Genomic DNA, 25,231 nt, shown 5'->3' with positions numbered 1-25,231 from the left:
GAAAGAAAAAACTAGGTAAATACTAGAGAAATTCTTGTTGTTATCTTTCCACTTTTAGGAGTGGTAGAATGCAGCACCTTCTCCGATTTCTCGAAGGGTTGCTAAGGCTTCATCGGGTCTAATCCCTCGTCCTTTCTTTATAACATTTCAATACGTGTGTGAACTTATTACTGCAAATTAACTACATATTTTTATAACAACCAAACTTTTACCATTGTCATTATTAGCGAAAAATATATTTAACAAAAAAACGCAAGACCTCGCTGAATCAAACAATTCAGAAATTACTCGCGTGTAAAAAGCTATGTCTTATAACTTTCAATTAAATAAAAAGTGTATCATTTTCCTTTGAATACATCAAAAGTTGCAATGAATTAACGATATCTTTAGCATTTTTCCCGTTTGATATGTTCATACCTAATCTTGGATTAACTAGTTCATCAATTGCAATTATATTGTTGCTGTTTTTATTACCCCTCATGTTTCTAAGAAGTCCCCATGCCCTTGAAAGTTTGTTTGCTGCACTCATGATATATGTATTTAAGTTGTTTGTTTTCTATTATTATTCTTTGATCTAGATATTAGTATAAAAAAAATCCTCTTGGAAAAAATACCAAAAGGATTTAAGTCATAAAAACTTATACTTTTAGTATCAACAGACTTCCACGCAAAACGTTGCGACAAGGATCTGAATCTTCTTATTTGAAAATATCTTCATTTATTTTTTTATTATGAAAGCTGAAATTTGTTTAAAAATAAAAGCCTCCCAATTATCTTAGGAGGCTCTTGCTATATTATATTTTTATATAATTTAAGGCAATTGCAAGCTCCCGAATTTCTTCGATACGACTACAAATTGTTTATAAATAGTAAAATTCATCTTTAGTATTTTTATTCAACAAATGTCACGTTTAATCTTCTAATTTCCAAATTATTCACAATGAATTAACGCTAATTTCATCGATGCAATTAAAAAAATGGACAATATTAACATTTGACAATAATCACAACCAAAATCACATAAATAATTAACATAAATTTTAAAAATGGGGCAATTAAAATGAATCAAAAACAGCTTTTAAATCGGCTTTTAAATCTTCAATGTCTTCTAAACCGACAGAAAGTCGTATCAAATCTTTAGAAACACCCGAAGCTAATTGTTGTTCGTCAGATAATTGCTGATGCGTTGTACTTGCCGGATGAATAATTAAAGATTTTGTATCTCCAATATTTGCTAGTAACGAAAATAGTTTTGTGTCGTCTGCTACTTTTTTAGCTGCTTCAAAACCACCTTTTAAACCAAAGGTTACTAATCCATTTTGTCCTTTTGGTAAATACCGTTTTGCTAAGTCATGATATTTACTCGATTGTAAACCTGGATAATTTACCCACTCTACTTGGTCTTGACTTTCTAGCCATTGTGCTAGTGCTAATCCGTTTTCGCTATGTCTTTTTACACGAACGGCTAATGTTTCTAAACCTTGAATAATTTGGAACGCATTAAACGGACTCAAAGCAGCACCATAATCACGTAATCCTTCGATTCTAACTCTGGCAATAAAAGCGGCGTTTCCTAAAGCTTCGTGATAAACCAAACCATGATAACCAGCATTAGGTGTCGTGAATTCAGGAAAACGACCACTACTCCAGTCAAAAGTTCCCGCATCAACAATAACGCCCCCTAAAGAAGTTCCGTTACCTGAAATATATTTGGTCAAAGAATGAATAACAATATTTGCTCCGTGCGCAATCGGATTTAGCAAATAAGGAGAAGCCACAGTGTTATCAACAATCAAAGGCAACTTTAACGCTTTTGCTTCAGCGGAAATAGCTTCAATATCTAATACATCTAACTTTGGGTTACCCAAACTTTCGATAAAAAACACTTTTGTATTTTCATTCGCTGCCTTAGTAAAGTTAGCCGGATCAGAAGGATCTACAAAAGTGGTTGTGATCCCAAGTCTAGGCAAAGTAGTTTGCAATAGATTAAATGTTCCTCCGTACAAACTACTTGAAGCTACAATATGATCGCCCGTTTTCAACAATACTAATAAAGCTGTTGTGATAGCCGCTGTTCCAGAAGCGGTAACTACAGCTCCTATTCCTCCCTCTAATGCTGCAAGGCGTTGTTCCAAGATATCATTTGTTGGATTATTCAATCTTGTATAAATATAACCTGCTTCAGAAAGGCCGAATAAATTAGCCGCGTGCTCAGAATTATCAAAAACATAGGATGATGTTTGGTAAATAGGAACTGCTCTAGTTCCTGCGTGTTTTGTTACATCATGTCCGGCATGTAATGCGTTTGTTTCAAATTTATTAATACTCATAATTTTAGTTTTTTGGTTTTATTGTTTTTTAATAATTTAAAAACCCTTTTAGATAGTTATCCAAAAGGGTTTTAAGTTGTCTTATAAACTTATACTTTTGGATCACCTAAAACAAACACACATCAAAGATTTTGTGCAAATCAAAGATTTGACAATTGATGGGTTGATTTGTTTAAAATTTAGATTGATCATTTTGAATTGTTATTTATTTAAAAAAAAAGGTTTTGTTTAGTGTGCAAAAAAAAGCTTCCCTTTTTGAGGGAAGCTTTTTGCTATATTTAAAATTTTAAATTGAAGCAATAGACTACCCTCAGGAATTTTCCTTCATGGTTTTTGACATATTACACACATTTAATTTCATTGTATTGGTTTTTTCTTGGAACAAATTTGCTAACAATAATTTATATATCCTAATATATTTCAAAAAATAACAATTAAAGCTGTTTCTGTTAAAACACATATAATCAATTATTTATAAAAAAATTAATTAAACTTCATGCTGAGTTTAATATTAGATCTATTTACAGATGCTACAAAGTATTTTTGCTCATATTATGTTTCATTAATGTAGGATTCCGTTCAACTATATAAACAAAACTTCATTTTCTTGACAATACATTTGAAGCAATAGTGAATTTGAAGCATTTTTAGCCCCAAAAGAGTTCGTTGTTTTGGCTTTGATTCTAGGGTGAACTAATTTATTTATTGGTTCTCCTTTTTCTCCTTTTTGCCCACTGAATTTAAAATCTGAATTTCCCGAAGTTGTTTTTGATGTTTTCATGATGATAATTTTTAGCCATTTGCTTTTCCTTTCCCTCTATTTAAGCTATTCAAATCAAATTGCTTAAATTTTCATATCTCTTCTAATTTACACTATTGCTACTACTAAACAACCGCTAAAAAAACAATTGAAAAATATGGGTACTTATGCTATTTTACAAAATGGAAACGCCATACTAAATTTTAAATAAAGAGAATCCCAAAATGTAATTTCACTTAAAGCACGCCTTAACAATTTTCATGTTAATTTTAACTACTCTTCTAATTTGTCTATCACTTAATCGTTTATTGTTGTATGCTTTTATAAGCCGCTTTTTCAACTCTTCCCACTTCTCTTTCATATAGGGATACAATGATATTGATCGTTCATCCCCTTTTAGTGCATTTAAATAATGCTTATTATATTCTTTAACATAATTATTATAATCATCGAGGTAACGATCCCATTTATCACTTCCAGTGTTGTGCTTTCTTAATTCTGTGTTTTCAATTACTAAAACCTTTTCGTTTGCTCTCATGATAAAATGTTTTTATGGTTTATAAATTGTTACTTATTCCTTCCTTAATTTTAATGTATGTGCAATAACCAGCTGCTATTTAAAGTTTTAAAAATAGAATAAAACATATAATCTAAAAAAAAAACTGTATTTGAATCCTTAGATTTAAGCTATACCAAATTTAACAAACTAGAAGTATTCGACTAAATAAACTCGTTTAAATACTACAATATCAGATGCATAACGTTTTTAAAGGGTTGCAGTTCAGAAAAAAGTTATAAAAATCATTCCATACGAATGAAAGTTATAGTAATGCTAAAATAAATCTATGATTCTAATCATAAGTAAACAGATCATTAATTTACTATTAAAAAATACTAAACTAAATAGTAGCATTGTATTGATAATTATACAAAGAAGCTTTTCGTTAATTAAAAAAACAGTTCTACCCAAATCAAAAAAAAAAAACTTAAGTTTAATTTACAATTCAAAATGGTTTCATACCTTTGCACTCAATTACAAGAGGAAAAATTTGAACTGATTGCAACCTCTTCATAATGAAACGAATTCATTATGGATGCTGAAAAATCTTCAGTAGAAAAAATGCTAAAGCAGAAACTCTTCTTTAGTATTTTCCCGCAATTATTTTTCCTCCCTTAATTTTAAATTTATATTTATTATGGCATATTTATTTACGTCAGAATCTGTAAGTGAGGGACACCCAGACAAAATTGCAGATCAAATTTCAGACGCATTAATCGATAACTTTTTGGCATTTGATGCTGATTCAAAAGTAGCTTGTGAAACATTAGTAACTACTGGACAAGTAATCTTAGCAGGTGAAGTAAAATCAAATACTTACTTAGATGTGCAACACATTGCACGTGAAGTAATCAGAAAAATTGGTTATACAAAAAGTGAATACATGTTTGAAGCCAACTCTTGTGGCATTCTTTCTGCTATTCACGAACAATCAGCAGATATAAACCAAGGTGTTGACAGAGCTAATCCTGAAGATCAGGGAGCAGGTGACCAAGGAATGATGTTTGGTTATGCTACTAATGAAACAGAGAACTTCATGCCATTGGCTTTAGATTTATCTCATAAATTATTGAAAGAATTGGCGATTTTGAGACGTGAGAACAAGGAGATTCCTTATTTGCGTCCAGATGCTAAATCTCAAGTTACACTAGAATACAGCGATGACAATGTGCCAGTGCGTATTGAAGCGATTGTAATCTCTACACAACATGACGATTTTGATGAAGAAGCTAGCATGCTTGCTAAAATCAAAAAAGATATTGTGGAAATCTTGATTCCTAGAATCATTGCAAAAAACCCAAAACACGCTCATTTATTTAATGACACTATTCAATATCACATTAACCCAACTGGTAAATTTGTAATTGGAGGACCTCACGGAGATACAGGACTTACAGGAAGAAAAATCATTGTAGATACTTACGGAGGAAAAGGAGCTCACGGTGGTGGTGCTTTCTCTGGAAAAGATCCAAGTAAAGTGGATAGAAGTGCCGCTTATGCTACACGTCATATCGCTAAAAACTTAGTTGCTGCTGGTGTTGCAAACGAAATTTTAGTTCAGGTTTCTTATGCTATTGGTGTAGCGAAACCAATGGGAATCTTCATTGATACATACGGAACATCTAAACTAAACTTAAGAGACGGAGAAATCGCTAAGAGAGTAGAAGAAATCTTTGATATGCGTCCTTACTTTATTGAGCAACGTTTAAAACTAAGAAATCCTATTTATAGTGAAACTGCTGCTTACGGACACATGGGACGTACGCCAGAAACAGTAACAAAAACTTTCTCTGCTCCAGGAGGATTGACAAAAACTGTTGAAGTTGAGTTATTTACTTGGGAAAAATTAGATTTTGTTGATCAAGTGAAGGAAGCTTTTGGATTATAATTCGATTCAAATAAAATAAAAAGAAAACCAGCTCAAATTGAGCTGGTTTTCTTTTTATAAGCACTTACTACATTCAAGACCAAAGTATTATAATTTAAATTCAAAACTATTGACGTTTTTTTGTACTTTGCTCACCATATGAAAAAGCTTATCGCCTTCTTTTTTCTCTTTTCCCTTTCAGTTGCCTTTGGACAAAACCAAAAAATTTACGCCAATACAACAGACACCCTCAATATCATTGCTGATAATTTTATTGGTTACGATCAATTTGCATTTTATTACTATATAAAAGATGACGTTTTACATAAAACAAAAGGCAAAGAATCATTACAATATAAAAACCCTTCACTTGGAAAAATAACGAAAGTCGATATCCAAAATCCGCTAAAAATCGTTGTTTTCTATGAGAATTTCAATGTAGCTATCTTACTTGACAATCAATTAAATGAGATCCAAAAAGTAAATTTTTCAGAAAACACAATTCCTATAACGGTGTCAGCAATAGGAATTGCTTCACAAAATCGGCTTTGGGTCTACAATATTTTAGATCAACAGATTGGTCTTTTTGATTATATAAAAAATGACTATAAAACAATATCCACCTCTTTTCCAGAAAGCTTAAAATACTATCAAACTGATTTCAATACCTTCTATTGGATCGACAACAAAAACAATTGGTATTCCTGCGATATTTTTGGAAAAATAAAAACCAGAGGTAAAACCCCCGATTTTGACGTTATTGAAATCATTAATGAATCTCAATATATCTACTCAAAAAACAATGCTCTGTTTTTTGAAGACTTGGAAAAAAAGCAAAAACATGAAATTGAGATTTCAAAAAAAACGTTTAAAAATTTCTATTACAAAGACCAAATTTTATCTATTTTTACATCTGAAGGAATTATAAATTATAAAATCACAACACCGTAATGCACATAGCAGTAGCAGGAAATATAGGCTCAGGAAAAACCACTTTAACGCGTTTACTAGCAAAACATTTTAAATGGGAGCCTCATTATGAAGATGTAGTTGATAATCCGTACCTCGATGATTTCTATCACCAAATGGAACGCTGGTCTTTTAATTTGCAGATTTACTTCTTAAACAGTCGTTTCCGTCAAGTAATGCAAATACGTGAAAGCGGAAAAAAAATAATTCAAGACCGAACGATTTATGAAGATGCCCACATATTTGCGCCAAATCTTTATTCGATGGGTTTGATGACCAATCGTGATTTTCAGAATTATTCCTCTCTTTTTGAATTAATGGAATCTACGGTGAAAGCACCTGATTTATTAATTTATTTAAGAAGTTCAATTCCTAATTTAGTAGGTCAAATACATAAAAGAGGCCGTGAGTATGAAAATTCTATTTCTATTGATTACTTAAGCCGATTAAACGAACGCTATGAGGCTTGGGTTCATACCTACAATCGTGGAAAATTATTAATTATTGATGTCGACAATATTAATTTTGTAGATAATCCAGAAGATTTAGGAATAATTATTAACCGAATTGATGCCGAATTAAATGGATTGTTTTAATCTTTTTCTTCCCTGGTTAAAAATATAAAAAATAAAATGCCCATAAAAAAATGCCTCACTTTCGCGAGGCATTTTCTATTTATAAAAAAGTATACAGCTATTTCAAAGCATCAATCTTTGTTTGAACTTCAGCATCAGTCCCTTCAAAAACTTGAACATCTTCTTCCCCATTTGCAACTGTAGTTACTGTTGCTTTAACAGCACCATCTACATTTGTTTTCTCAATAGTCACTTGTTTAGAAACCTCATGCATCATCTTAGCGCCCATCATATGTTCACAAGCTGCATTAGTACAACCTTTAGCAACACATTCTTCTTTAGACATCGAAGTACATGCACCAGTAGTAATGCAACAAGTCGCATTCTGAGCTATGGTATGACTTCCGCTTCCTAAAATTGGTGCCATTACTAATCCTATCAAACAAGTCAATTTAATTAAGATGTTCATCGATGGTCCAGATGTATCTTTGAATGGATCTCCAACAGTATCTCCGGTTACGGCAGCTTTATGCGCATCAGATCCTTTATAGGTCATCTCACCGTTAATCATAACTCCAGCTTCAAAAGATTTCTTGGCATTATCCCAAGCGCCCCCAGCATTGTTTTGAAATACTGCCCACAATACACCTGAAACAGTAACTCCTGCCATATATCCTCCCAGCATTTCTGCGACTAATTGATTGTTGTCCCCATAAACTAATTTCCCAAGAAGTACAACTGCTATAGGAAATCCAATTGTCAAAATTCCAGGTAACATCATTTCTCTTAGTGCAGCCTTAGTAGAAATATCAACACATTTAGCATATTCTGGTTTGCCAGTTCCTTCCATAATCCCAGGAATTTCCTTGAACTGGCGACGTACTTCATTCACCATATCCATAGCGGCTTTACCAACAGAGTTCATCGCTAAAGCAGAGAAAACAACTGGAATCATACCCCCTACAAATAACATTGCCAATACAGGCGCTTTGAAAATATTGATGCCGTCAATCCCTGTAAAAGTAACATAAGCAGCGAATAAGGCTAACGAAGTCAATGCTGCCGAAGCAATTGCAAATCCTTTTCCAGTAGCCGCAGTCGTATTCCCTACAGAATCCAAGATATCAGTACGTGTACGTACTTCTTTTGGCAATTCACTCATTTCTGCAATTCCACCTGCATTATCCGATATAGGACCAAAAGCATCAATTGCTAATTGCATAGCCGTTGTTGCCATCATTGCTGAAGCGGCTAATGCTACTCCATAAAATCCTGCAAGTGCATAAGAAGTCCAAATGGCAGCTGCAAATAACAAAACAGTTGGAAATGTCGAAATCATTCCTGTAGCTAAACCTGCAATTACATTCGTTCCCGCTCCGGTACTCGATTTTTGAACTATCGCCATCACTGGTTTTGTCCCAAGTCCTGTGTAATATTCAGTTACAGATGAAATAACAGCTCCAACTACGAGTCCAACTATCGTTGCATAAAAAACCCTCATTGAGGAAATGTCCTGCATTCCTTCACCAAAGAATTCCATTTTCATATTGGCTGGCAACATATATTGTACTAAAAAATAACAAGCTACTGCTGTTAAACCTATAGAAACCCAGTTCCCTATGTTTAGCGCTTTTTGTACTTGTGCTTCTTTAGCATTTTCATCCGTAATTTTAACTAACATAGTTCCTATAATCGAGAATAAGATTCCGAAACCAGCAATTGCCATTGGCAATAAAATAGGTCCAATACCTCCAAAGGCATCATCTAAACTTCCTCCCATATCCTTGATAACATAATTACCAAGTACCATAGCCGCTAAAACGGTTGCTACGTAAGAACCGAATAAATCAGCTCCCATTCCGGCAACATCTCCTACGTTATCTCCTACGTTATCCGCAATTGTAGCAGGATTACGCGGGTCATCCTCTGGAATTCCAGCCTCAACTTTACCTACTAAATCAGCTCCTACATCGGCCGCCTTTGTATAAATACCTCCGCCCACACGAGCAAACAAGGCAATGGATTCCGCTCCAAGAGAAAAACCCGCCAATGTTTCTAAGACGATTGTCATGTCCTCAGCTGAAGTCCATGTTCCATTCATAAAAAAATGGAAGAAAAAGATAAAGAAAGAAGTTAAACCTAGAACAGCTAAACCAGCCACACCAAGTCCCATTACGGTTCCACCGCTAAAAGAAACTTTTAATGCTTGCGGCAAACTTGTGCGTGCCGCCTGTGTCGTTCTAACATTTGTTTTTGTTGCAATCTTCATTCCCATATTCCCTGCAAGAGCTGAGAAAACAGCACCGAAAACAAAGGCAACAACTATTAAAATATGTGTCGTAGGAACAAAATAAGATAATCCTGCTAAAACGATGCTTGCTCCCACTACGAAGAAAGCGAGTAACCTATATTCTGCTTTTAAGAAAGCTAATGCACCTTCGTAAATATAATCTGAAATTTCTTTCATCTTACCATCTCCGGCGTCCTGTTTTAATACCCAAGATCTTTTAATCCACATGAACAGAAGTCCTATAATTGCCATTACTATTGGCAAATAAATCATAATTGTATTCATAAATTTGGTTTTTTGGTTTTTGGTTAATAATCAATATAGTACAAAAACGAATGTAAACAAAAAAGCAACACTCTTAAACAGAATGTTGCTTTTTTTATAAAATACAAGGGTATTTATTATTTAATACTAAATAATCCCTCTGGTTTATTTTCAATTTGATCAAAACGATCGGTACATTTTTTAATGATATCGTATGCTTCGTTTACATCTCCCCATCCACCTACATCAACTGTTTTGTTTTCAAGATCTTTGTACACTTGAAAAAAATGTTCAATTTCTTTTAACAAATGCGGGTTCATATCTGACAAGTCATTCAATGAATTCCAAATTGGATCAGACACTGGTACACAAATTACTTTTTCGTCCGGTCCTTTATCATCTGCCATGTGGAAAACACCAATAGGTTTTACTTCCATAACACATCCCGGAAAAGTAGGTTCATTTACTAAAACCAATACGTCTAGTGGATCACCATCTAGTGCAAGAGTTTCAGGAATAAATCCGTAATCTGCCGGATACATCATTGATGAAAACAACATTCTATCGAAACGCATTCTTTTTATTTCGAAATCGTATTCATATTTGTTTCTACTTCCTCTTGGAATTTCGATAAGAACATCGAAAGTTTTTATTTTGTCTGCAGTCATTTTAATTTTATTTTCTATAATAATCGCAACAAAAATAAGCAAACCATCTGTTTTTACAATATAAAATCGCTCTTATCTACACATTAAATAGCAAAGAAACTAATATTGATACACTATTGTCCTCTTTCTTTTTTTGAGATAATAATGCCACAATAGAAAAGTAGCAACAGAACGATACGGACTCCATTTTTCAGCATGTACCTCCATAGCTTCTTTATCGTGAATATTGAGCAATTCTTTCATCGTATTTACCACTGCAACATCTCCTAGCGGAAGCAAATCAGGAGCTTGAAGACAAAACATTAAATAGACATCAATAGTCCAGTTTCCTATTCCTTTGATTTTAATAGGCTCTTCACGCACCTCATCTGTAGTTTTGCTTGCCAAAGATTCTAAATCTATGTTCTTGCTAAGTACTGCTAATGATAATGCCTTAATGTAGGACGATTTTTGCCGGCTTATGCCAAGGAGTCTAAACTCTTCATCCGCTACTTCAACTAAAATAGTCGGCTCAAAAATCTTTATCCTTTCTCTCAATTTTAAAAAGGTAGCTTTGGCTGAATCAATAGATACTTGCTGTTCTAAAATCAGTAGCACTAGCGTCTCAAAACCTTGTGGCCGTTTTGGTCTAGTTGGTATTCCGTATTTTTCAATTATGATATTGAAAATTGGGTCTACTGCCGAAAGATATTCAATAGCTGCTTTCATGCGCTGCTTTTTTTAGCCCAGATAGAAGTGGAAATCCTTTTCCTTTTTTCTTTAAAAAGGAAAAGATTGCAACGAATAGCTGGATACGAGCGAAGCGAACTGACGAAGTAAATAGCTCCTAGAAATAAAAACCAAAAGATCCTTTTACTGAAAATCGCTGTGTATCTGGTGTGTTTAAATAATTTCCTCTCCAGGCGAAATCGATCCGGAATACTTTGAAGATATTCCCAATTCCGGCGCTATACTCCCAATACACGTTTTCGGGAGCAATATATTGTAGACCCGAAGCATTTATCGCTCTGTTAGCATCTGAAATGGTACCGTAAACTCCCTTTACTCCAATGATTTCTCTCCAATTCAGTTTTCGCATAAATGGAACTCTAGAAAAAATACGTCCGCCAAAATTATGATCCCATTGCACCGTTGCATACTGATCTGACACAAACTCGTAGAAATTAAGGTTGCTAAAGGTGTTACCGATAGTAAAATAAGTTTGATTCCCAGGAATAACACTCATCAAACCTAGAGGAATTGTACCAAAGGTTTTACCCATCTCCACAGTCACATTTGATCGTCCTAGCGGCCCAATGATAAAAGGTTGTTTATAATACAATTGGATTTTTTCATATTTAAAATCACTGTTTAGTAATCCTTTAAACCCATGACTGTAGTTCACAAAAAACCGACTAAAAGGGCTGTCTACATTGTCTCTCTCTACAGCGTATCCAATCGTTTTTCGTTTTGGCGTATATTCTATCTGAAAATTTACTTCTGATTGTTTTACATCACTTCTTGTAGCGGTTTGTCCAGCATCTGTATAGTAATCCAAACTAAATGTTGGCGAAGCCGACTCTAATGTTCGATAAGAAAAACCAGTTTGAAAGGTCAGGTTTTTGACAGGTTCAATTTCGACAGCAACATTACTTAGATTTATATTTGTCAACTTGCCATTACTCCCTGATGAAAATAAAGAGGAAGAAGCAAAACTTCGACCCAAAACATCATTTGTAGTAGTTAAACTTGCGCCTATTTGTTCGACATCCCGCCTATTTCCCCCTGACAGGATAATTCTATTTCTCTTGTCGACCATCCACTTTCCTGAAAGTCCGTATTTGAATTTATTATCTTTAAAGCCATAGGCCGTATAGCCTTGTAGTCTCCAAGTATCGGTAGTACCAAAATAGGTTCTTCCCCCTGCTCTCAATCGAACTCCCTCTACTTCGTTGAAACCAAAAGAGGAAAAAATAGGGCCGTAGTCGAAATTTCCGTAATTTACGTATCCACTGGCAAGAACAGTTACTAGACTTGTGATCTGTTTAAATTTCCTAACCGTTTGTAAGGTATCAAGCATTCTATAAACTCCAAGTTCATCCTTACTTAAATTTTCATAGCGGTTTTTATGCCAGTATTGATCTGACTTATTGTATATAGAATCGTTAGCATAAGCGACCTCTTCTTTATAAAAAGAAGCTGGCTTTTCTTTATTGAACTCATGATTGCCATAGAAGGAAGTACGCTTTCCATAAAGTCCTTTTGAATCTTCTTTTTTATTTACTGCAAAATCTGACATCAAATAATCACGGGTTAATAGAAAAACGGAATCATTCACAACATCAAATTCCTGTTCTAAATAAATATCCTTAACCCAGTTAATATTGGCACTTTTAGTAACCGCCATATTAATTTTCTTAATGGCATAGGTCGTATCGTTCACCCAAAAATCACCTTTAAAAGTCAATTCATTCTTACGTCGTGGATAAAATACGATATTATAACACCACTTTTTATTAATATATGCACTATCTTTTAGGACATAATTATAGACATCAATTCCCGTTGTAGAAATAGGACTGGTAAAACTTTTGTCAAAAAAAGTAAGGTGATTATCATACACATTATAATCTGAATACAAATCTTTTACAAAAGACAGCAATTGCTGATTCCCTTTAAAACCAGAGCTTTTATTTCCCTTTATTTTTTCTTTTACTTTTTTTAGTTTATTGTCCCCATAAATATCTGACATGGTTTCGTTTATAAAAATAGGTAAATACGTCTTTCCGGTAACCCTAGAAGTATCGACATGATTAAAGATAAACTCCATTCCTCTGAACAGTTTATTTTTCATAAAAGCACTGTCGATTGTGTTCATATCAAACTCAATCTTCTCATACTTCTCCATTTGGTACTGATCAAATTGATACAATCCATTTTTACGTTTTCTTTCCCATATTTTTCTAAGAATATCCAGCGCGGGGTTGTTCTTTTTTGAAGTTTTACCTGTAAAAATAACTACTTCATTTAAGCTTTCAGCTTCTTTCAACAACACCTTAAAATTATAACTTACCGCTTTTTCCAAAGCAATCTCCCGATCTGAAAAACCAACAGAAGTAATCACTAAAGTCGTATATGTTTTAGTAGATTCAATATAGAAACGACCATCCTCATTAGCAACGGCTCCCTCATTAGAATCTTTAAAAGCAATATTTGCAAAAGGAACAGGCTGGTCTGATTTATCCACTACAATACCGCTCACTTTTGTTTGCGCAAAAACAGCATTGGTCATCATCAATAAAAGAAACACAGTAAATAAAAAATTCTTTTTCATAATTCTATTTAAAACAAAAAGCTTCATCAAACGAACGAATGATGAAGCTTTAATATCATATTAATTGTATTATTTATACATTACTTTTTTAACCGCTTTAATCACGTCATCTGCATTAGGCAACCATTCTTTCAACAAGACTGGAGAATAAGGTGCCGGCGTATCAGCAGTTGTAATTCTTTGAATGGGCGCGTCAAGAAAATCAAAAGCACGTTCTTGAACAATATAAGTAATCTCAGAAGCAACACTTGCAAAAGGCCAAGCCTCTTCAAGAACTACTAATCTATTTGTTTTTTTTACCGATGTTAAAATAGTGTCATAATCCATAGGACGTACTGTTCTCAAATCGATAATTTCACAAGAAATTCCTTCTTTGGCTAATTCCTCAGCAGCGATATGAGCTTCTTTTATAATTTTTCCAAAAGATACGATAGTAACGTCCGTTCCTTCACGTTTAATATCAGCAACACCTATTGGAATAGTGTACTCACCATCTGGAACTTCTCCTTTATCACCATACATTTGCTCTGACTCCATGAAAATCACAGGATCATTATCGCGGATAGCAGACTTTAACAACCCTTTAGCATCATAAACAGTAGAGGGAACTATTACTTTCAAACCTGGTGTATTAGCAAACCAGTTTTCTAATGCTTGCGAGTGAGTCGCTCCTAATTGTCCTGCCGAAGCTGTTGGGCCACGAAAAACAATAGGCACGTTAAACTGACCACCGGTCATTTGACGCATTTTGGCTGCATTGTTTATAATTTGGTCAATTCCTACCAGGCAGAAGTTGAAGGTCATATATTCTACAATCGGTCTACAACCATTCATTGCTGAACCTACTGCAATTCCAGTAAAACCAAGCTCAGCAATAGGAGTGTCAATTACTCTTTTTTCTCCAAATTCGGCAAGCATACCTTTAGACGCTTTATAAGCACCATTATATTCAGCAACTTCTTCACCCATTAAATATATAGACTCATCATTACGCATTTCTTCACTCATCGCTTCGCAAATGGCCTCTCTAAATTGTATCGTTCTCATATATGATATTGTATCTGTGTATTTTTCGAAAAGCAAAAATAAATCTTTTAAATCACTTTTATGCATAAATTACTGTAAAATAATCAGGAGCTATTTCCGGCTATCCGCTATATCTTCCTGTGGTCTAGTTCCAAAAAACTAGACCACAGGAAGGATGTCACTGCTATCCGGGCTACGAAAACGTAATAGCTCACTAAAAAAAACTATGCACGCATAGTATATTATTCAATTTATTACTTTAAATTTGTAAAAGCATTTTAGAAAAATAAAAAAAACAATCCTATGAAAATATTAGTTTGCATCAGTCACGTTCCTGATACTACTTCAAAAATTAATTTTACCAATGGTGATTCAGAATTCGATACCAATGGGGTACAGTATGTAATTAATCCAAATGACGAATTCGGATTAACACGTGCAATATGGTTTCAAGAACAACAAGGAGCAACAGTAACTGTTGTAAATGTTGGAGGACCAGAAACAGAACCTACTTTAAGGAAAGCATTAGCCATTGGAGCAAACGAAGCAATTCGTGTAAACGCGACTCCTACTGATGGTTTTTTTGTAGCAAAACAACTTGCTGACGTGATAAAAAACGGTGGTTACGACCTTGTGATCGCAGGAAAAGAATCATTAGACTACAACGGAGGAATGGTTCCTGGAATGATTGCAGGTATCCTTGGTTACAATTTTATTAATTCTTGTACTGCCCTTACCGTTGATGGAACCGCTGTAAAAGCAGTTCGTGAAATTGACGGCGGAAAAGAAACTGTCTCTACTGCACTTCCACTAATTATTGGTGGACAAAAAGGCTTAGTGGAAGAAAAAGACTTGCGTATTCCAAACATGAGAGGAATCATGACTGCTAGAAGTAAAGCATTAACTATAGTAGAACCTATTGACGCTCCCGTAAATACTAAAGCAGTAAAATTTGAAAAACCAGCACCTAGATCAGCAGTGAAATTAATTTCTGCAGACAATCTAGATGAACTAATCGACTTATTACACAACGAAGCAAAAGTAATATAGAAATCAGTGTTCAGTATTCAGTGTTCAGTGATAAACTTTACACCTGAAACTTTAAACTTTAAAAAAATAAATCATGTCAATATTAATATATGCAGAATCTGCGGAAGGAAAATTCAAAAAAGTAGCTTTTGAATTAGCTTCTTATGCAAAAAAAGTAGCCGAATCTTTAGGAACAACTGTAACAGCAGTAACAGTTAACGCTGGTGATGTTTCGGAATTATCAAAATACGGAGTAGACAAAGTATTAAAAGTAAACAACGACAAATTAGCCGGTTTTACTGCTAAAGCGTATGCTGATGTTATCAAACAAGCAGCACAAAAAGAAAGCGCTAAAGTGATTTTACTTTCATCAACAACAGACAGTATCTACCTTTCATCACTTGTTGCAGTAGCTTTGGAAGCTGGTTTTGCTTCAAATGTTGTGGGATTGCCATTAAGTACTTCTCCTTTTCAAGTAAAAAGAAATGCCTTTTCAAACAAAGCATTTAATATAACTGAAATTAGCACTGACGTAAAAGTTCTTGGACTCGCCAAAAACTCTTATGGAATTTTTGAAACTCCATCCACACTTACTGAAGAAGATTTTAATCCAACTATTGGAGAAAATGATTTTGGAGTAAAAGTAGAATCAGTAGAAAAATTATCAGGAAAAGTATCTATCGCTGATGCTGACATCGTAGTTTCTGCAGGTCGTGGATTAAAAGGACCAGAAAACTGGGGAATGATTGAAGAATTAGCAACTGTCCTTGGCGCAGCAACTGCTTGTTCTAAACCAGTTTCTGACTTAGGCTGGAGACCTCATGGAGAACACGTTGGTCAAACTGGAAAACCAGTAGCAACTAACTTGTATATTGCAATAGGAATCTCTGGAGCAATCCAACACATTGCAGGAATAAGTTCTTCAAAAATAAAAGTAGTTATCAATAGTGACCCAGAAGCTCCCTTTTTTAAAGTGGCAGACTACGGAATTGTTGGTGATGCGTTTGACATTGTTCCTACATTAATCGAGAAATTTAAAGCATTCAAGGCACAACAATCGTAATGTAATATTCTTCAAGAAATATAGCTGCCTGAAAACAAGATAATCGTACCTTTGTTTTCAGGCAGTTTTTTTGTCTGCCATTTTGTTATTAAAATTGTACCCAAATTTAATAACAAAATTAAATCTTTAAATTAGGTACTCTGTACTTTTCATTTCAGTAAATATGAGTTTAGTTAAATTATCGATAAAAGGAATTTCATACAGCCAAACACAAAATGGAGCTTACGCTCTTATTTTGAACGAAGTTGATGGCGACAGAAAACTACCAATTGTCATCGGTGCTTTTGAAGCACAATCTATAGCAATCGCCTTAGAGAAAGAAATTAAACCACCTCGTCCGTTGACGCATGATCTATTCAAAAACTTTGCAGAACGTTTTGATATTACTGTAAAACAAGTCATCATACATAAGCTTGTTGATGGTGTATTTTACTCGAGTATTATTTGCGAAAGAGACAAAATTGAAGAAATAATAGATGCACGCACCTCTGATGCAATTGCATTGGCATTGCGATTTAACGCACCAATTTTTACTTATAAAAACATCCTGGATAAAGCCGGAATCTATCTAAACGCAAATCCACAAGAGGCCGACAAAGACTCGCAGGAAATAGATGATATTCTTTCAAACCCCGAAACTTTTGGCAATGAGCAAGAAAGCAATCAGTCTGGTCGCATTTACATGAAGCATAGCCTTCAAGAATTAAATGAATTACTTGAACAGGCAGTACAGCACGAAGATTATGAAAAAGCAGCTAACATAAGAGACGAAATTTCGAGAAGAGAATCTTAGTTGTATAAACTTTAATTTGGTTGTTTTTGAATTCAACATCCGATTATCTATTATCAAACAAATATTTCAATGAAGCAATATTTAGACTTAGTACAACACGTTATAGACAACGGTTGTCAAAAAGGAGATCGTACTGGAACAGGAACAAAAAGTGTTTTCGGTTATCAGATGCGTTTTGACTTAAGCGAAGGTTTTCCAATGGTAACCACTAAAAAATTGCACTTCAAATCGATTGTTTATGAATTGCTTTGGTTCTTAAAAGGAGATACAAATATTAAATATCTTCAAGAAAACGGAGTAAAAATCTGGGATGCTTGGGCTGATTCCAATGGCGACCTAGGTCCTGTTTATGGACATCAATGGCGCAACTGGAATAGTGAAGAGATCGACCAAATATCAGATTTAATCTCTGAATTAAAAACGAATCCAAACAGTCGCAGAATGCTTGTTTCCGCTTGGAATCCTTCTGTACTTCCAGACACCACAAAATCCTTTGAGGAAAATGTAGCAAACAATAAAGCGGCATTACCGCCTTGCCATGCATTCTTTCAATTTTATGTAGCCAATGGTAAATTATCCTGTCAATTGTACCAACGCAGTGCTGATATCTTTTTAGGAGTCCCTTTTAATATTGCCTCTTACGCACTTCTTACTATGATGATCGCACAAGTTTGCGATCTGGAAGCAGGTGAATTTATCCATACTTTTGGAGACGCGCACATCTACAACAATCATATCGAGCAATTAGAACTTCAATTATCAAGAGAGCCAAAATCATTACCAAAAATGATTTTGAATCCAGCGATAAAAGACCTATTCAAATTTGAATTTGATGATTTCACGCTAGAAGGATACGAACCTCATGCGCTAATTAAAGGAACTGTTGCCGTATAATAGATAAAAAAAGTGCTTTAGAGTTAAACCTCTAAAACACTATTTTCTGCTCCTGCAAATTCGTTCCATTTGAAAGAATCAGATTCATTTACAAAGTCACCGTCTATTACGTACTTAAATTCGTAGGCAGCATCTTTTTCTATGTTAAAAACGCCTTTAAAAGTTCCGTTTTTTAACTTATTTAACGCCCCTTCTTCTGGGCTCCAATTGTTAAAATCTCCTATAACCGCGACTTCATTAGCCTGTTTTGCCTCCACTGAAAAAGTAACCTTACATACTGCTTTTGTCTTTATAAATCGCTTCTTAATCGCCATAACTATTTCATTTTTAATGTTATATAACAAAGTAAACACATTTTAACGAGCTTTGAGCGTAGCTAACAAAGATTTAATAGAATGACCTAAACTGTGTTAAAATTTAGCTGATTATTTAAATATCGATACCTTTAATTTTGTAATATAAAAAAGAAAACGTTTTCATAATAAATATAATATATCTTAAATGATGACTTTCCAAATTAAATTTTATCTTTATAAACAAAAAAGCAACTTATGGAAAGAGAACAACATGAACTATATGAATATGCCCGAAAAAGATTAAAACAAAAAAAAGGGTTGTATTTTCATTTTGTTCTTCTATTTTTAGCTAGCTTATTTTTGTTTGTATCCACCAAAATTTTTAATTTTGGCATAGATTCAAATTGGTACATATACCTCATTACCGTATGGTTTTTTATTTTTCTTTTACATTTCATCAAAGTGTACATCACCGATCGTTTTATGAATAAAAACTGGGAAAGAGAGCAAATTGATAGACTGGTTTCATTACAAAAAAACAAAATAGCTGAATTACAAGCACACATAACTGAAGACACTTCAATATAAGCACTAGAAACATGATTATAATGATTGCGGCAGCATCAGAAAATAATGCACTTGGAAAAAATAATGAATTGGTTTGGCATTTACCGAATGATTTCAAAAGATTCAAAAGTCTTACCTCAGGACATCATATCATAATGGGAAGAAAAACTTTCGAAAGCTTCCCTAAGCCACTACCTAACCGAACTCATATCGTAATAAGCCGTCAAGAAAATTATGCACCACAAGGTTGTATCGTCGTTAAAAGTATGGCAAAGGCGATCGAAATATGCCCTTTAGGTGAATCAGTATACATTATAGGAGGTGGGGAAATTTATAATTTAGGACTTCCTTTTTCAGACAAAATCGAATTGACACGCGTCCATCACAACTTTGAAGCGGATGCTTTTTTTCCTGAAATAAATCCTCAAGATTGGGAAATAGTAAATTCTGAATTTCAACCAAAGGACGACAAACATCAATTTGATTATACCTATCAAACCTACGTTAGAAAATAAAAAAACACCCTAAAAAAGGGTGTTTTCTTTTTAAAACAATGATCGGGAAAATGACCTACTCTTGAAACAGTATTTGATAACACAATCCAAAAATAACGAATGTTAATAAAACTCCAGAAATGAAGATAATAACATTTGATGTTTTCTGAGCGTACATCTCAAAAAAGCCTTTAATACCAAATACCACGAAGGTACTAAAGACAAAAAAAATTAAAATTTCCAAAAACAAATTTAATCCCAAGAACGTGTGCTGCGCAACAGATACACTACCGTTTTTTACAACAGTACCGTCAAACCCGCATACAAGAACAAGTGATATAACTAGCGCAAAAAGCAACCACCTGCTTTGGATCATTAATTCCCTTTTAATCATTGAAAAATTATTATAATTTTATGCTGTAAACTTCGATATAAAAAAAATTGCATACAATACCCACTTTTAGTGATATTTCAATTTATTCAAAAACCGATCTTTTAAACCTATTCCTTCACAAATTCGAGCTAAAATATACTTATATTTTTTTCGTAGTCTTTTGAAATCTAGATTACAGTTTAAAATAGATTGTATTATATTTGTGAAAATTTAAAAAATGTCAAAAAACATAACTCCCTATAAAAATTCCGATTTAGGCAAGAAAGAACAGGTTGCAAAAATGTTTGATACGATTTCTGGGAATTACGATAATTTAAATCGTGTTATTTCTTTTGGAATTGATATAAAGTGGCGAAAAAAGGTATTAGCGATAGTTGCAAAATCAAATCCAGAGACTATTTTGGATATTGCAACTGGGACCGGTGACTTAGCTATTTTAATGACACAAACCAATGCCAAAAAAATTATTGGGTTAGATATTTCTGCAGGAATGCTCGAAGTAGGCGTTAAAAAAATTGCCGACAAGAAACTGTCAAATACGATAGAAATGGTTTTGGGAGATTCTGAAAACATGCCTTTCGAAGACAATTATTTTGACGCAATAACGGTTGCCTTTGGTGTACGTAATTTTGAAACACTTGAAAAAGGATTAAAAGAAATATTACGAGTTTTAAAACCAAATGGCGTTTTTGTGATTTTAGAAACCTCTGTCCCAGATAAAACGCCTTACAAGCAAGGATATAATTTCTACAGTAAAAACATACTACCGATCATTGGCAAACTATTTTCAAAAGATGATGTGGCTTATGGCTATTTGTCAGAATCAGCGGCTGCATTTCCTTATGGAGAAGCTTTAAACAATATATTGAGAAAAATTGGGTTTATAGATGTGATAGCCCTACCGCAAACATTTGGGGTAGCTACCATTTATTCGGCATCTAAAAACTAATACGAAAATACATTTAGCCCAAACATGAAAAAATTTATTGTCTTACTTTTACTCGTTTTGTCTACTAAAGGAAACTCACAGTTTAAAAAAAGCATGTTTGCTAAAGACCCTATAATCAATTTAGAAAATTTTCAAAAATCTACAGTCTATTATGGTTTTTATTTAGGATTCAACTCATTTGACTTCAAAATAGACTATAGAAATGTAAATCCGGACATTCTGGTAAAAAAAACCACCGGATTTAACGTGGGAATTGTAGGCGATTTGAAACTTCAAGAATATATAAATTTGCGATTTGAACCTGGTTTATATTATACCCAAAGAGACCTTTACTTTCCTGGATTTACCAGAAAAACAGATATTTTAAGAGAAGTAAGCAGTACCTATATTCATTTCCCATTATTATTAAAATTTTCTTCCTTAAGGACAGGTAACATTCGTCCATATCTTGTGGGAGGAGTTTCTGCTACTTTAAATTTGTCGAGCAATTCAAAATCAATTGACGATAATTACGAACAAAAATTCAGAGTAAAACCCTGGACTACAAATTACGAAGTAGGTTTTGGAATTGATCTTTTCTCTGAATATTTCATATTCTCCCCTTCTATAAGAGGTGTTTTTGGAATTAATGATGAGTTGATACGGGATAACAATCCTAACAGCCCTTGGACCGGAAACATTCAATCTCTAAAAACGAGAGCCGTATTGATTAATTTCACCTTTCATTAAAGAGTTTAAACTCTACCTCCTAAATTCACTTAGTACAATGGCTGTGGCAGTTGCTACATTTAAACTTTCTGTTTTTTGGATTTCTCCAAAACGAGGTATCGATATCCTGTTTTTTATCATTTTTTCAAGCTCCTTTGAAATACCATTTGCTTCATTGCCCATGACAACAATACCTTCCAGCGGCAATGTAGTCTTGTAAATGTTCACCCCATCCATAAAAGTACCATAAACTGGTAAATGAGTAGCGGAAATAAAAGAATTCAAATCAACATAACTTACATTAACTCTTGCGATGGAACCCATCGTTGCCTGAACCACTTTTGGGTTGTATAAATCTACTGTCTCTTTTGAACACACAATTTCTTTAATACCAAACCAATCACACAATCTCAATATCGTCCCTAAGTTACCCGGATCGCGTATAGAGTCTAAAGCAATCATTAATCCTGACTCCTCCATTATTTTCTCGTTGGGTATTTTAAATACTGCCAAACAAGTATTTGCTGTTGCTAATGCACTGATTTTTTTCAAATCTGCATCGTGAATCAATGATTTTTTTGATGCCACTACAGCCTCAAAATCGTTTTGAGTGGAATACAAATGTTCCAATTCGAAATTTGAATCTAGCAGTTCCTGAATTACTTTTACGCCTTCGGCAAAAAATAATTTATTGATGGTTCTATATTTTTTTTGCTGTAAACTCGTTATAAGCTTTATTTGGTTTTTACTAACCATAAAATAATGTACTTTTGAATTAAATATTTTATAACACTTGAAGAAGATTTCTACAAAAATAGCAGCATTTATTCTAATTGCAATATTTATTTGCGCCTGTAATGTCGTAAAAAGAGTTCCTGACGGAAAACAACTCCTTACTAAAAACCAAATTATAGTAAACGAGAAAGCGACAACGGCCGAAAATGTCTTTAATCAGTTGTATCAAAAACCAAATAGCACTTTGTTATTAGGTTTTCGTCTGCGTTTGCATTTGTACAATTTGGCTAATCTGAATCCAGATTCAACCTACCAAGCGAAATTTAGAAATCATCCCGGAAAATATGAGAGAAAATCAAAATGGCTTTCAGCAAAACAAGTAGATAAGCTTGGGAAATCTTTTTGGTATCATGGGATTCATGATTTTCTTGAAAAAACAGGAGAAGCTCCAGTGCTAATTGACAGTAGCAAAACTGAAAAATCTATTTTGCGATTAAAGTATTATTATTTCAATAATGGTTTTTTTAATGTAAATGCAACTTATAAAGTAGATACAATAAGCTTAAAAAAGGCGAAAATAAAATATGCGATTAGTACCGGAAAACCATACATGCTGGATACTATACAAACAGCCATTGCTACGCCAGTATTAGATTCCTTGTATGAAACAATCAAATCCAAGTCAGTCATTAAATCGGGTAATCAATACAAAACAATCGATTTTGACGAGGAGAAAAACCGTATTACTACCCATTTTAGAAATAATGGCGCCTACTATTTTCAGCCTACCTATATCAATTTCGATATCGACACCATTCAAAAAGGAGATAAAGCTAATGTAAATGTAATCATCAATAATTATTCCTTTCAGGATAAGGATTCTACCAGAACCGAGCCCTTCAAACTATATAAAATAAGCGATGTAAACATCTATACGGACTATTCCCCTAACAACAGTAATTTAAAAATTACAGATAGCACCACGTTTAAAAATTTTAATTTATACAGCCAAAAAAAATTAAAATACAAGCCGTATGCAATAACAGATGCCATATTTATCACTAAAGGAGGCCTTTTTGCAGATAACAAAACAGTTTTAACCACACGTTATCTAAATAACCTTAAAATATTCAATTATCCGAGTGTACAATATGAAATTGATACTAGAGACACTACTTACAGTTCGTTGATTGCCAAAATATACCTGACACCAAGAAAAAAATATAGTTTTGGAGCCTCTTTTGACGTAACACATTCTAATATTCAAGATATTGGAATCGCATTTAGTCCATCACTATCAATACGAAATGTCTTTAATGGTGCTGAAACACTAGAACTTTCAGGTCGTGCAAACATTGGTTCATCCAAGGATTTAGCTAATCCAAACAATCAATTTTTTAATGTTTCAGAATATGGAGTGGACTTAAAATTAAACGTCCCAAGGATTTTCATGCCTTTCTCTACCGAAAAAATAATTAAAAAAAGTATGATTCCTTCTACGCTAATGGCTATTGGATTTTCTAGACAAACAAACATTGGATTAGACAAAGAAAATCTAACTGGAGCCTTTACCTATAATTGGACGCCCAAGAAAAACAACACTGCTCGTTTTGACCTTTTTAACGCCCAATTTGTCCAAAATCTGAATCCGCAAAACTATTTTAATGTGTATGGTTCATCCTACAAAGCTTTGAATGAAATTGGAAAAACATTTAATACAGAACCAAGCTATTTTAATAACACAACCGATAGAGACTTGATAATTGAAAATGGAACATCAGGATTCATTAACGATGTATTATCTGGAAAAACCGCCTTGACTGTTTCAGATAAAGAGTATGCTGCTGTAAAAAGTATTGAAGAAAGAAGGTTAAGACTGACTGAAAATGACTTTATTTTAGCCACCAGTTACACGTTTACAAAAACCACCAAGACTGATTTACTAGATAATACTTTTTATCTCTTCAAAACAAAAATTGAATCTGCTGGAACATTATTAACTTTAATTTCAAATACGACAAATCAAGTTGAAAATAAAAACGGCAATTTTGAACTCTTTAATATAGAGTACTCAGAATATATTAAAACCGAATTCGACTATATTAAGCACTGGGATTTAACCAAAGAAAAGGTGTTTGCAGTCAGAACTTTCTTTGGTATAGCAATTCCTTTTGGAAATTCTAATTACGTTCCGTTTTCCAGAAGTTACTTTTCTGGGGGTTCAAATGACAACAGAGCTTGGCAACCTTATAGTTTAGGACCTGGACGTAGTGGAGCAAAAGACGATTTTAACGAAGCAAATATGAAAATTGCATTGAGTAGTGAATTCCGATTTAAACTTTTAGGAGATTTAAAAGGAGCTCTTTTTGCTGATGCAGGTAACATTTGGAATGTTTACGACAACGTGATTGATGAGAAGTCAACTTTCAGTGGTTTTAAAAGTCTAAAGGACATCGCATTAGGAACTGGATTCGGATTAAGATATGATTTAAACTTTTTTGTTATCCGATTTGATTTCGGATTTAAAACCTATAATCCTGCCAACGAACCTGGCAAAAAATGGTTTAGAGAATACAATTTAGGACACTCTGTTTTAAATTTTGGAATAAATTACCCCTTCTAATGCTATTTAATTCTTATTTTTGCAGTCTTGAACTAAAAACAAAAAAACCAACTAAAAAAAATTAA

The 25,231-nt window shown here is 33.7% G+C and carries 23 protein-coding genes and 1 riboswitch; of the genes, 12 read left to right on the top strand and 11 right to left on the bottom strand.

Annotated elements, in window-relative coordinates; all coding sequences use genetic code 11:
• Nucleotides 1-37 precede the first annotated feature (37 nt).
• A riboswitch (SAM riboswitch) is annotated at nucleotides 38-146 on the bottom strand.
• Nucleotides 147-322: 176 nt separating this feature from the next.
• The 4 genes from BMW63_RS02815 to BMW63_RS02800 form a co-directional block, all read right to left on the bottom strand.
• Entirely contained in the window at nucleotides 323-529 is a 207-nt protein-coding gene (locus BMW63_RS02815) for a hypothetical protein (RefSeq protein WP_074720990.1), read from the bottom strand.
• A 526-nt stretch (nucleotides 530-1,055) separates the two neighbouring features.
• Entirely contained in the window at nucleotides 1,056-2,330 is a 1,275-nt protein-coding gene (locus BMW63_RS02810; RefSeq protein ID WP_074720988.1) for an O-acetylhomoserine aminocarboxypropyltransferase/cysteine synthase family protein, read from the bottom strand.
• Between the two features lie 583 nt (nucleotides 2,331-2,913).
• Complete coding sequence (locus BMW63_RS02805) at nucleotides 2,914-3,111, bottom strand: hypothetical protein (protein WP_074720986.1); 198 nt, start codon at nucleotides 3,109-3,111, stop codon at nucleotides 2,914-2,916.
• Nucleotides 3,112-3,322: 211 nt separating this feature from the next.
• Nucleotides 3,323-3,628, bottom strand: coding sequence for a hypothetical protein (locus BMW63_RS02800; protein WP_074720984.1), 306 nt, complete (start codon nucleotides 3,626-3,628; stop codon nucleotides 3,323-3,325).
• A gap of 658 nt (nucleotides 3,629-4,286) precedes the next feature.
• Between BMW63_RS02800 and metK the strand changes: the two genes are divergently transcribed.
• The 3 genes from metK (at nucleotide 4,287) to BMW63_RS02785 (ending at nucleotide 7,081) form a co-directional block, all read left to right on the top strand.
• Nucleotides 4,287-5,537 carry a methionine adenosyltransferase gene (gene metK, locus BMW63_RS02795; RefSeq protein ID WP_074720982.1) on the top strand — a complete coding sequence of 417 codons (1,251 nt, stop codon included), beginning with the start codon at nucleotides 4,287-4,289 and terminating at the stop codon, nucleotides 5,535-5,537.
• Between the two features lie 138 nt (nucleotides 5,538-5,675).
• The gene (locus BMW63_RS02790; RefSeq protein ID WP_074720980.1) at nucleotides 5,676-6,467 is read left to right on the top strand and encodes a hypothetical protein; all 792 of its coding nucleotides are present in this window, start codon (nucleotides 5,676-5,678) and stop codon (nucleotides 6,465-6,467) included.
• Nucleotides 6,467-7,081, top strand: coding sequence for a deoxynucleoside kinase (locus BMW63_RS02785; RefSeq protein ID WP_074720978.1), 615 nt, complete (start codon nucleotides 6,467-6,469; stop codon nucleotides 7,079-7,081). Before BMW63_RS02790 ends, BMW63_RS02785 begins: the two co-directional genes overlap by 1 nt.
• A gap of 97 nt (nucleotides 7,082-7,178) precedes the next feature.
• On the opposite strand, the gene BMW63_RS02780 is transcribed toward BMW63_RS02785, so the two are convergent.
• The 5 genes from BMW63_RS02780 to BMW63_RS02760 all read right to left on the bottom strand — a co-directional run bounded on the left by BMW63_RS02780 (nucleotide 7,179) and on the right by BMW63_RS02760 (nucleotide 14,642).
• Nucleotides 7,179-9,635, bottom strand: coding sequence for a sodium-translocating pyrophosphatase (locus tag BMW63_RS02780; protein ID WP_074720976.1), 2,457 nt, complete (start codon nucleotides 9,633-9,635; stop codon nucleotides 7,179-7,181).
• A 116-nt stretch (nucleotides 9,636-9,751) separates the two neighbouring features.
• The gene (locus BMW63_RS02775; RefSeq protein ID WP_074720974.1) at nucleotides 9,752-10,282 is read right to left on the bottom strand and encodes an inorganic diphosphatase; all 531 of its coding nucleotides are present in this window, start codon (nucleotides 10,280-10,282) and stop codon (nucleotides 9,752-9,754) included.
• Nucleotides 10,283-10,381: 99 nt separating this feature from the next.
• Nucleotides 10,382-10,990, bottom strand: coding sequence for a DNA-3-methyladenine glycosylase family protein (locus BMW63_RS02770; RefSeq protein ID WP_074720972.1), 609 nt, complete (start codon nucleotides 10,988-10,990; stop codon nucleotides 10,382-10,384).
• A 118-nt stretch (nucleotides 10,991-11,108) separates the two neighbouring features.
• Nucleotides 11,109-13,595, bottom strand: a complete 2,487-nt coding sequence (locus BMW63_RS02765; RefSeq protein WP_074720970.1) for a DUF5686 and carboxypeptidase-like regulatory domain-containing protein — start codon at nucleotides 13,593-13,595, stop codon at nucleotides 11,109-11,111.
• Between the two features lie 69 nt (nucleotides 13,596-13,664).
• Complete coding sequence (locus tag BMW63_RS02760) at nucleotides 13,665-14,642, bottom strand: pyruvate dehydrogenase complex E1 component subunit beta (protein ID WP_074721166.1); 978 nt, start codon at nucleotides 14,640-14,642, stop codon at nucleotides 13,665-13,667.
• Nucleotides 14,643-14,924: 282 nt separating this feature from the next.
• Between BMW63_RS02760 and BMW63_RS02755 the strand changes: the two genes are divergently transcribed.
• The 4 genes from BMW63_RS02755 (at nucleotide 14,925) to BMW63_RS02740 (ending at nucleotide 18,400) form a co-directional block, all read left to right on the top strand.
• Complete coding sequence (locus BMW63_RS02755; protein WP_074720968.1) at nucleotides 14,925-15,671, top strand: electron transfer flavoprotein subunit beta/FixA family protein; 747 nt, start codon at nucleotides 14,925-14,927, stop codon at nucleotides 15,669-15,671.
• Nucleotides 15,672-15,744: 73 nt separating this feature from the next.
• A complete protein-coding gene (locus tag BMW63_RS02750; protein ID WP_074720966.1) occupies nucleotides 15,745-16,713 on the top strand; it encodes an electron transfer flavoprotein subunit alpha/FixB family protein in 969 nt (322 codons plus the stop codon).
• Between the two features lie 163 nt (nucleotides 16,714-16,876).
• Nucleotides 16,877-17,506, top strand: a complete 630-nt coding sequence (locus tag BMW63_RS02745) for a bifunctional nuclease family protein (RefSeq protein WP_074720964.1) — start codon at nucleotides 16,877-16,879, stop codon at nucleotides 17,504-17,506.
• A gap of 69 nt (nucleotides 17,507-17,575) precedes the next feature.
• Nucleotides 17,576-18,400 carry a thymidylate synthase gene (locus BMW63_RS02740; RefSeq protein ID WP_074720962.1) on the top strand — a complete coding sequence of 275 codons (825 nt, stop codon included), beginning with the start codon at nucleotides 17,576-17,578 and terminating at the stop codon, nucleotides 18,398-18,400.
• 23 nt (nucleotides 18,401-18,423) lie between these two features.
• On the opposite strand, the gene BMW63_RS02735 is transcribed toward BMW63_RS02740, so the two are convergent.
• Nucleotides 18,424-18,714, bottom strand: coding sequence for an isoamylase early set domain-containing protein (locus tag BMW63_RS02735; protein WP_074720960.1), 291 nt, complete (start codon nucleotides 18,712-18,714; stop codon nucleotides 18,424-18,426).
• A gap of 237 nt (nucleotides 18,715-18,951) precedes the next feature.
• Between BMW63_RS02735 and BMW63_RS02730 the strand changes: the two genes are divergently transcribed.
• The 4 genes from BMW63_RS02730 to porT all read left to right on the top strand — a co-directional run bounded on the left by BMW63_RS02730 (nucleotide 18,952) and on the right by porT (nucleotide 21,829).
• Nucleotides 18,952-19,284: a 2TM domain-containing protein gene (locus tag BMW63_RS02730; RefSeq protein WP_074720958.1), complete on the top strand. Its 333-nt coding sequence runs from the start codon at nucleotides 18,952-18,954 to the stop codon at nucleotides 19,282-19,284.
• An 11-nt stretch (nucleotides 19,285-19,295) separates the two neighbouring features.
• On the top strand, nucleotides 19,296-19,778 hold the full coding sequence (locus BMW63_RS02725; protein WP_074720956.1) for a dihydrofolate reductase: 483 nt from the start codon (nucleotides 19,296-19,298) through the stop codon (nucleotides 19,776-19,778).
• Between the two features lie 590 nt (nucleotides 19,779-20,368).
• On the top strand, nucleotides 20,369-21,100 hold the full coding sequence (gene ubiE / locus BMW63_RS02715; RefSeq protein ID WP_074720954.1) for a bifunctional demethylmenaquinone methyltransferase/2-methoxy-6-polyprenyl-1,4-benzoquinol methylase UbiE: 732 nt from the start codon (nucleotides 20,369-20,371) through the stop codon (nucleotides 21,098-21,100).
• Nucleotides 21,101-21,124: 24 nt separating this feature from the next.
• A complete protein-coding gene (porT, locus tag BMW63_RS02710) occupies nucleotides 21,125-21,829 on the top strand; it encodes a type IX secretion/gliding motility protein PorT/SprT (RefSeq protein ID WP_074720952.1) in 705 nt (234 codons plus the stop codon).
• Nucleotides 21,830-21,841: 12 nt separating this feature from the next.
• Here porT and BMW63_RS02705 read toward each other — a convergent pair whose 3' ends face one another.
• Nucleotides 21,842-22,564, bottom strand: coding sequence for an RNA methyltransferase (locus tag BMW63_RS02705; protein ID WP_074720950.1), 723 nt, complete (start codon nucleotides 22,562-22,564; stop codon nucleotides 21,842-21,844).
• A 37-nt stretch (nucleotides 22,565-22,601) separates the two neighbouring features.
• Here BMW63_RS02705 and tamL point away from each other — a divergent pair, with 37 nt between their 5' ends.
• Nucleotides 22,602-25,166: a translocation and assembly module lipoprotein TamL gene (tamL, locus tag BMW63_RS02700; protein ID WP_083380333.1), complete on the top strand. Its 2,565-nt coding sequence runs from the start codon at nucleotides 22,602-22,604 to the stop codon at nucleotides 25,164-25,166.
• The last annotated feature ends 65 nt before the right edge of the window (nucleotides 25,167-25,231 follow it).

This window comes from Flavobacterium frigoris (assembly GCF_900111075.1).
GTDB classification, from domain to species: domain Bacteria; phylum Bacteroidota; class Bacteroidia; order Flavobacteriales; family Flavobacteriaceae; genus Flavobacterium; species Flavobacterium frigoris.
The sequence above is the reverse complement of the archived record's forward strand: the minus strand, read 5'-3'. Positions and strand labels throughout refer to the sequence as shown.

Excerpts from the sequence above, each read along its gene's own strand:
- BMW63_RS02740 (WP_074720962.1), top strand. The coding sequence starts at position 17,576 with ATGAAGCAATATTTAGACTTAGTACAACACGTTATAGACAACGGTTGT.
- BMW63_RS02790 (WP_074720980.1), top strand. The coding sequence starts at position 5,676 with ATGAAAAAGCTTATCGCCTTCTTTTTTCTCTTTTCCCTTTCAGTTGCC.
- porT (WP_074720952.1), top strand. The coding sequence starts at position 21,125 with ATGAAAAAATTTATTGTCTTACTTTTACTCGTTTTGTCTACTAAAGGA.
- BMW63_RS02780 (WP_074720976.1), bottom strand. The coding sequence starts at position 9,635 with ATGAATACAATTATGATTTATTTGCCAATAGTAATGGCAATTATAGGA.
- BMW63_RS02805 (WP_074720986.1), bottom strand. The coding sequence starts at position 3,111 with ATGAAAACATCAAAAACAACTTCGGGAAATTCAGATTTTAAATTCAGT.
- BMW63_RS02785 (WP_074720978.1), top strand. The coding sequence starts at position 6,467 with ATGCACATAGCAGTAGCAGGAAATATAGGCTCAGGAAAAACCACTTTA.
- BMW63_RS02725 (WP_074720956.1), top strand. The coding sequence starts at position 19,296 with ATGATTATAATGATTGCGGCAGCATCAGAAAATAATGCACTTGGAAAA.
- metK (WP_074720982.1), top strand. The coding sequence starts at position 4,287 with ATGGCATATTTATTTACGTCAGAATCTGTAAGTGAGGGACACCCAGAC.
- BMW63_RS02775 (WP_074720974.1), bottom strand. The coding sequence starts at position 10,282 with ATGACTGCAGACAAAATAAAAACTTTCGATGTTCTTATCGAAATTCCA.
- BMW63_RS02745 (WP_074720964.1), top strand. The coding sequence starts at position 16,877 with ATGAGTTTAGTTAAATTATCGATAAAAGGAATTTCATACAGCCAAACA.
- BMW63_RS02810 (WP_074720988.1), bottom strand. The coding sequence starts at position 2,330 with ATGAGTATTAATAAATTTGAAACAAACGCATTACATGCCGGACATGAT.
- BMW63_RS02735 (WP_074720960.1), bottom strand. The coding sequence starts at position 18,714 with ATGGCGATTAAGAAGCGATTTATAAAGACAAAAGCAGTATGTAAGGTT.
- BMW63_RS02750 (WP_074720966.1), top strand. The coding sequence starts at position 15,745 with ATGTCAATATTAATATATGCAGAATCTGCGGAAGGAAAATTCAAAAAA.
- BMW63_RS02815 (WP_074720990.1), bottom strand. The coding sequence starts at position 529 with ATGAGTGCAGCAAACAAACTTTCAAGGGCATGGGGACTTCTTAGAAAC.
- BMW63_RS02770 (WP_074720972.1), bottom strand. The coding sequence starts at position 10,990 with ATGAAAGCAGCTATTGAATATCTTTCGGCAGTAGACCCAATTTTCAAT.
- BMW63_RS02730 (WP_074720958.1), top strand. The coding sequence starts at position 18,952 with ATGGAAAGAGAACAACATGAACTATATGAATATGCCCGAAAAAGATTA.
- BMW63_RS02765 (WP_074720970.1), bottom strand. The coding sequence starts at position 13,595 with ATGAAAAAGAATTTTTTATTTACTGTGTTTCTTTTATTGATGATGACC.
- BMW63_RS02760 (WP_074721166.1), bottom strand. The coding sequence starts at position 14,642 with ATGAGAACGATACAATTTAGAGAGGCCATTTGCGAAGCGATGAGTGAA.
- BMW63_RS02705 (WP_074720950.1), bottom strand. The coding sequence starts at position 22,564 with ATGGTTAGTAAAAACCAAATAAAGCTTATAACGAGTTTACAGCAAAAA.
- ubiE (WP_074720954.1), top strand. The coding sequence starts at position 20,369 with ATGTCAAAAAACATAACTCCCTATAAAAATTCCGATTTAGGCAAGAAA.
- BMW63_RS02755 (WP_074720968.1), top strand. The coding sequence starts at position 14,925 with ATGAAAATATTAGTTTGCATCAGTCACGTTCCTGATACTACTTCAAAA.
- BMW63_RS02800 (WP_074720984.1), bottom strand. The coding sequence starts at position 3,628 with ATGAGAGCAAACGAAAAGGTTTTAGTAATTGAAAACACAGAATTAAGA.